This is a genomic window from Segatella copri (genome assembly GCF_002224675.1).
Classification (GTDB): domain Bacteria; phylum Bacteroidota; class Bacteroidia; order Bacteroidales; family Bacteroidaceae; genus Prevotella; species Prevotella copri_U.
This window is the reverse complement of sequence record NZ_NMPZ01000004.1, coordinates 166,576-177,889: the sequence shown is the minus strand read 5'-3', so window position 1 is coordinate 177,889 and position 11,314 is coordinate 166,576. Positions and strand designations below refer to the sequence as shown.

General features: G+C 44.3%; 11 protein-coding genes and 1 pseudogene. All 12 read left to right on the top strand.

What is annotated here, in order from left to right; all coding sequences use genetic code 11:
* A pseudogene (locus CFT61_RS04205) lies at positions 1-291 on the top strand (conjugal transfer protein TraG); the annotation flags it as partial.
* A gap of 9 nt (positions 292-300) precedes the next feature.
* A complete protein-coding gene (locus tag CFT61_RS04200; protein WP_089543217.1) occupies positions 301-2,955 on the top strand; it encodes a hypothetical protein in 2,655 nt (884 codons plus the stop codon).
* An 81-nt stretch (positions 2,956-3,036) separates the two neighbouring features.
* A complete protein-coding gene (locus CFT61_RS04195) occupies positions 3,037-3,810 on the top strand; it encodes a hypothetical protein (RefSeq protein WP_142990552.1) in 774 nt (257 codons plus the stop codon).
* A 14-nt stretch (positions 3,811-3,824) separates the two neighbouring features.
* Positions 3,825-4,568 (top strand): DUF5045 domain-containing protein, encoded by a 744-nt coding sequence (locus CFT61_RS04190; protein WP_089543215.1) that lies wholly within the window; start codon positions 3,825-3,827, stop codon positions 4,566-4,568.
* 88 nt (positions 4,569-4,656) lie between these two features.
* Positions 4,657-5,772 carry a hypothetical protein gene (locus CFT61_RS04185; protein ID WP_089543214.1) on the top strand — a complete coding sequence of 372 codons (1,116 nt, stop codon included), beginning with the start codon at positions 4,657-4,659 and terminating at the stop codon, positions 5,770-5,772.
* Positions 5,773-5,795: 23 nt separating this feature from the next.
* Entirely contained in the window at positions 5,796-6,413 is a 618-nt protein-coding gene (gene traK / locus CFT61_RS04180; RefSeq protein WP_089543213.1) for a conjugative transposon protein TraK, read from the top strand.
* A 40-nt stretch (positions 6,414-6,453) separates the two neighbouring features.
* A complete protein-coding gene (locus CFT61_RS04175; RefSeq protein ID WP_254918845.1) occupies positions 6,454-6,753 on the top strand; it encodes a hypothetical protein in 300 nt (99 codons plus the stop codon).
* 10 nt (positions 6,754-6,763) lie between these two features.
* Positions 6,764-8,023 (top strand): conjugative transposon protein TraM, encoded by a 1,260-nt coding sequence (locus tag CFT61_RS04170; protein WP_089543211.1) that lies wholly within the window; start codon positions 6,764-6,766, stop codon positions 8,021-8,023.
* Between the two features lie 74 nt (positions 8,024-8,097).
* Positions 8,098-8,907: a conjugative transposon protein TraN gene (traN, locus tag CFT61_RS04165; RefSeq protein ID WP_254918847.1), complete on the top strand. Its 810-nt coding sequence runs from the start codon at positions 8,098-8,100 to the stop codon at positions 8,905-8,907.
* An 11-nt stretch (positions 8,908-8,918) separates the two neighbouring features.
* Positions 8,919-9,446, top strand: a complete 528-nt coding sequence (locus CFT61_RS04160) for a hypothetical protein (protein ID WP_254918844.1) — start codon at positions 8,919-8,921, stop codon at positions 9,444-9,446.
* 21 nt (positions 9,447-9,467) lie between these two features.
* Positions 9,468-10,139, top strand: a complete 672-nt coding sequence (locus CFT61_RS04155) for a DUF1566 domain-containing protein (RefSeq protein ID WP_142990551.1) — start codon at positions 9,468-9,470, stop codon at positions 10,137-10,139.
* A gap of 20 nt (positions 10,140-10,159) precedes the next feature.
* Positions 10,160-11,311, top strand: coding sequence for a hypothetical protein (locus CFT61_RS04150; RefSeq protein ID WP_089543208.1), 1,152 nt, complete (start codon positions 10,160-10,162; stop codon positions 11,309-11,311).
* The last annotated feature ends 3 nt before the right edge of the window (positions 11,312-11,314 follow it).

Here is an 11,314-nt window from a genome sequence, read left to right as displayed (position 1 = left end):
GGCTTGGATAACAAGGAAGGCAGGTCTCCATTCATGGAAGTTTTCATCAAGCGTGGACTCAAGGGTGATGTGTTTGGCGTGGAGGAACCACCAGAGTGCTATATGGTCTATACCACGGAGAAGCAGGAGAAGGAAGCTTTGAAGCTCTACATGCAGCTCCTTCATTCTGATTACAGGACAGCGGTCGAGACCTTTGTCAGGGACTGGAAGCTCAGTGGCATCACGAAATCCTTGGATTTTTCACGAAAGGTTCTCAAGGAAAGAAAAGTATTCAATTATAAACATCCATAATATAAGACTATGCATAGATTCCTTGCATTCATCGTGCTTTCTGTTTTCATGTATTCTCCCCTTGCTGCTGTAAGCTGGAGTAGCATGAACATTGATAAGGTAACGGCTGCCGCCATGACAGCTGCTTATGAGATTGAGGCTTTGGAGGAAGGTTCCACAGCCAATAACATCAGCAAGATTCTGGAGCACTATAAGTCTGCGGGTATTGCTTCTGCTGGTATTTTCCAGAGTAAGAAGATGTTGAGGGATGCACGACGTAACCCTGGACTATTCGCTTCTGAAGAGAACTACTATTACCGCAGAATTTTCCACCTGGTGAAAGATGGCATTATGCCCAAGTTCATCACTGTGGGAGGAAAGATGCTCAAACAGCCCGAGAATGCCATCTATTGGGGTCCCTATCTTTTCAGGACAACTACCAATGTGGAGAATCTCTGCAAGCAATTTGAACTGGTAGTTACCAATGGCCGACATTCTTTCAAGGATATACCGTTTCTGATTCTCAATGAAGATCTCCAGAGATTGTTCAATCTAGCCCAACTGGGTGATGTGGATTGGAAGTCGCTCTTGGGAAAGCTGGGAGATTTCGGCAAGGATATTACCCGGGAGGAGATCATGGAGGATTTTAAGAATCTGGGTAGCGTCATTGCACAGGCAGGAAAGGTTACCTATGACAGTAACTTGCAAAGTGCCAGCAAGATTGGGGGAATATTCAAGGCAAAGCCTAAGGAGATAGCCCAGATGTATGAGTCTTTCAAGGACCATTATCAAACCTTTAAGGATGCCGACAACATCAAGGAGATGCTGTTTGCCGTAGTGGGTGAAGGCAACGAAGATGCAGTGGAAAGGCTTTTTCAAACCAGCCACTACAACCTTACAGGCTATATCTCTTCCTATCTCAAGGAACTCCAAGGGCAGTATTATACCCAGAGATGGTATATCTATAAGCATGATGTGGGTTCTGAGATCCTATGTGATTACTCCCCACCCAGCTATGAGTCCTATGGTGACCAGCGGTGGAATGAGGCATGGCATGTTCATGCCAGTGGGAAAAAGAGGGATTCCTATTCCAAGATTCCCTGTTATAAGAATCTTACTCTAGAAGAGGAGGGAGTCGTGAAGAACAAGCTTTTCCAGCTTACAGAATGGAATACTGCCAAATGCCAGGCTTATAATAAACAGAATCCTGGGCACGAGTGCAAGGTTCAGTACTTCAAAAAGCATGAGGACCGGCAACGGCACTATAAGGGTGGAACTTTCAAGCATTCCTATGATGAGCGCTATTGCTTCAACTCCTATGCGGTGCGGGTTACTGACTCTTGGGATATCAGGGAGGAAGTGTATGAGGAAATCTTTGATTCTCAAACCATGGATAAGACAACCTTCATGAATCAGATGAAGGCACGCCTGGAAGGCTATAAGGAAGAAAATGAAGCTTATTTGAAGGATCATCCTTCTGTGACTTTTCTGCTGGGAAGTGATACTCCACGCTACTATTCCATGGCCGATGAAAAGAAGATGGAGGGTTGCAATACCGTGAGTTTCATAGCTCAATGTGAAGATGGAGCATCACTTGGTGAGGGTTCTTTCAACTGGAAGGAAAATGGCGCCCAGGGAAATCAACTGGAATGGCCGAAGTCCAAGGACTTTGCCATGTCCCATTCTCCCGTACTAGAGGATGATGGTTCCAAGGAACTCATCAGGCAGCAAAAGGAATTATCTGATCAGGTGAACGCTCTCAGATCCGAGATCAGTTCCAACGATACCCAGTTGAGATCTCTCCTTGATAGGATCAATCAGGCTAAAAGATATAAGAACTATCCTTTGGCAGAGAAACTGCAAACACAGTATGATGCCCTTTCCAAGGACAATACCCTTCTCAAGAAGCAGCTTGGACATACAGAAAATAAACTCTCTCAGGTTGGCAATGCCCTGGATGAGTACTATCAGGATATGAATGACAACCTGGATGGTCCCTATCGGATCCCTTCCAACATGGCCAGTCTTGCCTCGATGTATCATATTCAATGGCTGGATGAGGGGGAATGGGTGCAGGGCAGTGATGAATATGTCTTTGTAAGGCACGGCTATTGTCCGGATGCCAAGACTGCTGTTACCTATACTGCCACTTTGAAGCTGAGTCGAAAGCCCAAGTATGTTCTAGGTGTCAGGATTCATCGTGCTATTCTCTCTGTGGACTTTAAGCTTACCTCTAGCAGCAGTTCAGAAACAGTACTTGAAGTTCTGAAGCTCGATATGAGCCAGACAGAGCAGCAAAGAGCCGATGAGGTCAACAAGCATCTGAAACAGTGGATGGCTGACCTTCCCAGCTGCAGCATCGCGGTGAGATACAACTATTCAACCCAGGTTGCAGATGAAGAGGATGATGAAGACGGTATCCATCTTCTTCTGGCCAGTGACCGCCTTCAGGTGGCACGATATGTAGAGCAGGAGCTCACTAAGATCTTTGCACAGCTGGTTCTCATAGAAAAGGTAATGACTCAGAGGGAGAGTATTCTTGACTTCCTTAAGAGGCAGATCATTGAGGTAGTGAGCAGAGAAGGAAGAACGGACATAGCTGACTATGCCCTCAGACGCTGGGAAGATGCCAGCTTGAAGGCTATGAAGAAATCCTCTTCTCCGGGCAATAGCGAAAGTCCATAAAATGGCAACATAACAATTAACAAATGACATTTCAATGCAATGAGTAATTTCCAACTTCAATCCTTTTTTCGAAGGAATATTTTGGCTTTCATGATGGCCATCCTGCCCTCAGCCATGTGGGCACAGGATGATCCTCTTTCTCTGGAAGCCATGATAGACAACCATAAGACAGTAAGAACGGTGCTGGATGTCAGAGCCATTATGGAACTGGGTGTGTATGAATATCATAAGGAAAGTAGCAAGAAAATCACGGATTACAGGAAAATAGAAGACCAGCTGGATAAATATAAACGAGGTTTTGAGATTCTGGACCTGGTTCTGCAGGGTACTGCTACAGCCTTCCATGGGGTGAATACCTACCATAGCATCAAACGTAACATGGAGGGATATTGGAAACTCGTTGATACCTATCACGACAAGATTCTCTCACATGGAGCAGTATGGTCATCAGATACCCTGATTCTCAACACGAGTTCCAGAACCGTGGATGAAATCAAACTGGAGACCGAGAATCTCTACAAGTCATATATGGACTTGTCACTCATTCTCTCAGGAGCTTCGGAATGTTCCACGGCCAATCTGATGAAGATTCTAAACAGCATCAATGAAAGTATGGATCAAATCGACTATGCTATCTATCATGCTTATCTGGACATCCATACATATCTGACCATCCGTCTTGGTCACTGGAAAAAGGAAATCTTCATGGCCCGGGGAATCAAGGAAATCGTCAAAGACTCCTATACCAGGTGGCTGGCCGCTGGAAATGAGGCGCATGCCTGTATTCAGGAGAAAAAGCCATTTAGCCATCTGCCTCTGGGGGGTGGTAGTTTAATAGGAGGAAGAAAAGATTAAAATAGAAAGCAATCATGAAACGACTTCATATTAGAAGGCTATTTCTAGCCTTATTCTTGCTGGCAGGTCTCAGTCTACAGGCTCAGGAGGTGACTTATATCCATGAGCGAGATATCATGAACCAGTTCACTACGATGGAAACTGGCAAGGGCAGTCTCTCGCCGGCCTGGTATTACAATGCATTCCATAAGAACTATCAGAAGGATGCCAACGTCAGGAACAAGCTTCTCTACCGAACGGAGGTGATGGCAAACACCATGAAGGAAGTGAATGAAGCAGAGAAGATTGATTCCAGCTATGTAAAACGGGCCAAGGTTGAAGCCCTCAACATCACTTCCCGTTCATCAATCTCGGATATGTCATGGACGTTGGAAAAGAGCAAACTTGATCGGAAGATGGAGCTGTTTAACAAAAACATCAATCATATCGTCTCCTACGGAGGTAGCCCCAGTGATTATCAGAGCTGGCGCAATATTTACAATTGCCTTGAAATGGCCATCAAGGTCACCCATGAATCCTATCAGGACCTGGGTATGAGAAAAAAGGAATATCTTGCTATCTATCAGGATATTGTCAAGAGAAATATGACCTTGGTCAGACAACTTCTTTATTGGAACTCTCTGAAGAAGGGAAAGAAATTTACAGAGAATGATACCAAGATGGAACGAGGCAGTTCCAATACTGTTATAGCTGCTGATGCCTATAGACGATGGCAGGCAGCCATGGCTGTGGATGGCTTTGCTGGTAGCAAGCCCTGAGAAAAGTAGAAACAAAAAATAGAAAAGAAATACAATGGCATTTACATCTTTAATCTTGGACACTTCCACAGGCAGTGTCACAAGTGGAATGAGCAGCTATCTCTCAGACCTCTCCAAGACCATTGGCGTGGATCTGTTTGAGGAAGATATAGACAATGTTGTGTTCCAGACAAATGAGTTTCTGTGCAATGCAGATTTCATCGGTTCACAAGGTCCCTTCTGGTGGATTCTCCAGATGTGTATGGCACTGGGTGCTCTGTTTTCCATTATCGTAGCAGGTTCCATGTCCTACAAGATGCTGGTCAAGGGTGAACCTATCGATGTGATAAAAATCATGAAGATCCTGGGCATTGCCCTGGTGATGTGCTTCTGGTATCCCTCTTCCACCAATAATAAAGGAAGTATCTTGGATGCGCTGGCCTTCATTCCCAACTGCATAGGTTCCTATACCCATGATCTTTATGAAGCTGAAGCAGTACAGGTAAGTGAGAAATATAATGAGCTTATGCCGCTGATTCAGAAGAGGGATTCCCTATATCACAAGGTTGCCCCTTCCCAAAAAGTGGCCAAGGAGCTCATCTTGAGCGAACTTGTACAGGATGCCACCATGCAGGTGGAAGGAGTTGAATCCAATCAGGAAGGCGAGCAGCTGGCGCAGGAAGCCGCTGATAGAACGGTGTTTGCCGGTTTGATCATAGGACTTGATAAAATCGTCATGTTCCTGGCTCTTGTCATCTACCGAATCGGATGGTGGAGTACCATATTCTGCCAGCAGATCATCTTGGGCATGCCTACCATCTTCGGTCCTATCCAGTGGGCATTTTCCGTTTTGCCTAAATGGGAAGGGGCCTGGGCAAAATGGCTCACACGATATCTGACAGTGCATCTATATGGAGCCATGCTCTACTTCGTAGGCTTCTATGTGCTCCTGCTATTTGATATCGTTATCAGTGTGCAGGTGGAGAACCTCTCAGTCATCACAGCAGGAAAGGGGGAGATTACAGGCTATATTCAAAATGCCTTCATGACCTGCGGTTATCTGCTGGTGGCCTCAATCGTTTCCCTGAAATGTTTAAATCTGGTTCCAGACCTGGCAGCATGGATGATTCCTGAGGGAGATACTGCCTTCTCCACCCGTAACTTCGGCGAGGGAGTGGCTGTTTCAGCCAAACAAAGTGCCATGAGTTTGATGCCGAAATCGTAAAATCCTATAAATCATTTGAAATAATGGCCGTATTACAGAATTTAGAAAACAAGATTAAAATGGTAATGATCATCAGCAGCCTCTTTCTCATAGGCTGCGTGGTCATCAGCCTTGGCAGCATAGTCATTGCTAGAGGTATGGTAAGTGATGCCCAGAAAAAGGTATATGTCTTGGATGGAAATGTCCCGGTTCTTGTCAAGCAGACCACCATGGAAGAGACCTTCGATGTAGAGGCAAAGAGTGATATTGAGATGTTTCATCATTTCTTCTTCACATTGGCTCCTGATGACAAGTATATCCGCTATACCATGGAGAAAGCCATGTATCTCATAGATGAGACAGGACTTGCCCAGTATAATGCACTGAAGGAAAAGGGATTCTATAACAATTTGATAGGAACATCCACCATCTGCAGTATTTTCTGTGACAGTATCCGGCTGAACAAGGATTCTCTTACCTTTACCTATTATGGCAGACAGCGGATTGAGCGTAGAACCAATATCCTCATGCGTGAAATCGTGACAGCTGGTAATCTGAAGAAGGTGCCTAGAACGGAAAATAATCCCCATGGCATCTTGATTACCAACTGGCGTACCCTTTACAACAGGGATTTGGAGGAGAGAAAGAAATCTGAGTATTAATCCTTACACATTATATATAATGAATTTAAAGAAAATGGTTATGGGTGAAGAAATGCCTAGCAAGGATGACCCAAAGTACAAGGAAAGATATCAAAAGGAAAGAGAAGCCGGAATGAGATTTGCCGAGAAATCAGGCATCAATTTTCTGGTTTCAAAGGTTCAGCTCTTTGCCAACAGTCACCGGATAGGATTCATCGCACTGGTGTTTACCTTCGTGATTGGCTGTCTTGGTATCAATGTCCTGAACATGGTAAGATCATATAAGCAGCATGCCAGTAGACGAACCACAGCTGTGGAAAAGGTGGATTCTGCCTTATTGAAACGTCAACAGACCAAATAGCAATCATAAGATGAAGACAAATAAGATTAATTTCAGACAGGGAAAGTATTATCTCCCCTTGGTCATCTATGTTCTCGCTTTATTCATTGGGTACGAACTTATTGATGCCTTTCAAATGAAGATTCCGGAAACGGGAAATGGCAATCTCAAGACAACAGATTACCTTTCCAGTGCGCTTCCTGATGCCAAGACTGACAGCTTGTTAGGCAGTAAGATGGATAATACGGAAAGAAAATATGGCAGAATCACTGACCTTACCGGCCTTGAGGGCATGGAGAGTGATCGTGATTCTGTGAGAAAAAAGGAAGAATTTGAGTCTCAGTACAACAAGAAGGAGGCTGAACTGATCAAAAAACAGGAAGCTGAACAGGAAGAGCTCAAGAAACTCAGGGCTATGCAAAGTCGTGTGAGAGAAAATTCCTCCAGAGAATCTGCCTCAAATGATGAGTTTGTGGCTCCAGTAAGCAATTCTGAAATTGCCCGTCTGCAACGAAAGCGAAGAACCCAAAGCTGGGAAGAGATGAATAGAAATCTTTCAGGTGTGGCTTCTTTCTATGATTCAGGTGAGAATGAAGAAGAACGTTCATCCAGCAGATTCCGTTCTTCCGGCAAAGCAAACTCTTCTGATATTCATGAAGAAAGAAAGGATTCGCATGTTAAGAGTCATGAGACGGTATCTTCTTCAACGGATGAAACTCCAGAGATGGTTACCAAGAAGAGTAAAGATGTATCCGATTACTTCAATACCCTTGGCATTGAAAAAAACAAAAGCAAACTTATCTCTGCCATTATTGATGAAGAGGTGAAGGCCGTTGATGGAACCAGAGTTCGTCTGCGTCTCCTGGATGACATTGAAATCGGAGGCACCACTGTCAATAAGGGTACTTATATCTATGCCCAGATGAGTGATTTCGGCAAACAAAGGGTTAAGGGTAAGGTGGAGAGCATCTTCTTTGAGGAAGAAATCCTGAGAGTCAGCCTTTCCCTTTATGATACTGATGGGTTGGAAGGTCTCTATGTTCCTCAAAGCAGTTTCAGAGAAACAACCAAGGACATAGCCTCTTCTGCTACTCAAGGCAGCAATTTGATGGAATCATCCACAGGAGGTACAGGTATCAAGAGCTGGGCTTCGAGAACCATGTCCAATGCTTCCCAAAAGGCAATGAACGCTCTGGGAAGAAATGTCAAGAAGAACAGAGCCAAGCTCAAGTATGGAACCAAAGTGTATTTGGTGGATACATCTTCCAAACATGGCAGGACAAAATTATAAACCATTTAAAAGCATTTGCGACAAAATTATAAGAAATGAAACAGTTCAAGAATAAAGTATTGACACTCATCGTGATGTGTCTGTTCAGTATGGGAATCATGGCACAGAAAACATTTTATGATATGGAACGCCTCACAGTTAATGAGAATGTATCTTCCATCATCACAGCATCAGAGCCTATCCGTATGGTGGATATCTCTACGGATTCCATCGTGGGTGACAAGCCTTTGGATAATGTCATCCGACTCAAGCCCACCTCTTCCCATCATCAGGATGGTGAGGTGATGGGTATTGTGACCATCATCACTGAACGTTATCGCGTGCAATATGCCCTGGTTTATACAAGCAAGATGGAAGAGGCGGTGGCAGATAAGGAAGTGGAGCTTGTTGAACGAAATGCCTTCCATAATCCTGAGATCAGCATGTCGACCCAAGATATGGTGGCATATGCCATGAAGGTATGGAATTCACCAGCCAAGTATAGGGGAACCTACAGCAATCATCATAAACTGAAGATGCGTCTCAACAACATCTATGTTGTGGGAGAATACATCTTTGTGGATTTCTCAGTAGAGAATCTTACCAATTTGCAGTTTGATATTGATGAGCTGCGCTTCAAGCTTCAGGATAAGAAGCAGCAGAAGGCCACCAATGTCCAGACCCTGGAGCTTAAACCGGCACTGCTTCTTGATAGAAGCTTATCTTTCAAGAAGGGTTATAGAAATGTAGCCGTCTTGAAGAAGATGACTTTCCCTAATGATAAGGTTCTCTCAATTGAACTTAGCGAGAAGCAAATCAGTGGTAGAACCATCTCTCTGCAGCTCGATTACGAAGATGTGCTCTCTGCAGATTCCTTCTCCTCCCTCCTACTGCGTGAACAATAAAAGCAAGAAGTATGAAGAAGTATTATGTAAAGATTCTCGAGAAGAGCTTATGGATGATGATTCCGGCTCTCTTGTTTTCCTTATCCTCAAAGGCGCAGAATCAGGGCAGCCATCTGATGGTTGCGGTGGGTGGAGCCTATCCCAGGACCTTGGAAACGACTCTTTCCTATGAAAGAGAAACCTTATATCATAATGCCTGGGAGTACTTTGCCACCTGTACCATCCAATATGATGAGGATCCGGAGGCAGGCCACATTACCAGGACATCGTTTTGGCACAACTATAATACATGGGGTGTGGGTGCTGCCTACAAACCATGTGTTACCAGAGGCAGAAACCACCATGGAAGTCTCAGGGTTGGAGCCAGTGCAGGAAGTGATTTGAACAAGGCAATAGGTGCAGTTCATGTCGGCTACGAACATACCTATAATTTATATGATGGATGGAGTTTCTTCTTTTCAGTAAAGGAAGATATCACCATCAGGGGAAAGGAGCGTTTCAAGACCGGTGTGAACCTGGGATTGAAGATACCCCTTTAACATTTAAAGAGATTCATGACAATGAAACAGAAATATATTTCTATTTTTTGTGGACTATTGACAGTCCTTCTACAAAGTCTATTGGTCTCATGTGACGAGCATGAGCCAATCGACTATGGTCATCACATAGGTTATGTTCTTTGTGAAGATCATAGTTGTATGGACACTGCTGCCTTCTTTTCCCAGAATTCAAAGAAGGCTGTGGGAGTGGTATTTGCAGAAGCAACAGAGAAGCATCCGGCAATGGCAGTCATGCTGAATGAAGCCCATGGAGCTTTCTGTGATTCCTTGGGACTGGCTAATGGAACAAGCCAGGATATAGAAGCTTTTGATGGTTTTACCAATACTGTAGCCATGTTCAACAGTGGAGACCAGAAAACGGGTAAAGGTTCGCCTATAGCCTTGGAGATGTTCAACTTCCATCATCATGGTCAAAGTGATTATATTCCGAGTGTGGCAGAACAAAGACTTCTGATGAAAAGTGCTCCTCATATAAATTCAATTATTGGAAAACTGGGGGGACAGCCAATAGATCTGTCTTTAGACACCTGGTATTGGACATCTACGGAGGTTAAGGACAATCCTAACTACCAGGCTTGGCTCTGTTCTTCTGCCAATGGTGGAATCATGGAAACACCCAAGACTGAAAGCCATAAGGTGAGAGCCATCGTCAAGTTGAACTATCCGAATTAAGAATTTAAAATCAATCTGATATGGGATTTTGGAAAGAAATGGGTGTAAAAGCCCTTGAAAAAGGAAAAGGTCTTTTTAGAGGTGGCAAGCAAGCCACAGAAGCAGCCAAACACACTGAGGAAATTGTAAAGGGAGCTAAAGTCTCCATGCAATCCAAATCAAAGTTCAATGCCATTCCAAAGTCTAAGGAAACTCTTGCAGCTTCCAGAGAGGCAGTTGAACAGGTAGCCATGAAAGAGAAGAATGTTGGAAAAGCGGCAGGAAAAACTTCCAAAGCATCGAAAGAAATGGCAGCAGATGAAGCCAAGGAAGCGGTCAAAGAATCCACTCATCAGGCAAAAGAGGCTACCCAAAAAGCTGTGAAAGGGAATAGTACCCTAAAGAATGCTGCGATGTTCTATACCAAGAACCCAAAGGTTTTGGGCTGGCATGCTGCACTTGGGCTTGGTGGTTATAGCTTGATTTCCGGTGAAGGAGTCATTGACCCGCTTCTTTATCTCATTGGTGGCAAAAAAGCTCAGGAAAATGGTCTTGGAGGTATGGTTGGTCAGGTAGCAGCTGGTGAAAAAGCCCCAAAGATTTATGAAACCGTAGCAAATGCTGCTGGTTCTGTAATCGATGAAGGTGTCGGCTTTTATCAATTCAGCAAAAACTCCCTGGGGAATGCAATGGGTGAAATGACCAATCCATATCAAATGGGGAATGGCTATGTGGGAAATGGCATGGTAAATAATGGTAATGGTCAATACTATGACCCAACCACTCAACAGGTACCTAACCTTTATCAGGCAAGTAATCCTGATACGCAGAGCCAGGAAGGAATGGTTGAACATATGATGGGAGGTATGAACAATCTGGTAAACCAGGTGTCAGGTGGTACGGTATCGAAGATGAATATTCTCGCTTTAGCCCTATCTTCCTATATGATGTTCGGCCGCTTTGGCTGGCTAAGTAAGGCTGCCAGTTTGCTTCTGGGCGGAATGACATTGAAAAATATCAATAACCGTCAGCTTTCCCCTCTGCAGCAAAGACAGTCAAACGTTCAGCAGGGCAATCAGTACAGAAATCCATCAGCAGTGTCCCCTTCACAGGAGACTCCTATGTTCAAGAGTTTGGAAAATCCTATAGAAAGCGAGGAAGATAACATCACCTATCGCTCTAGAAGGATGTAGAAA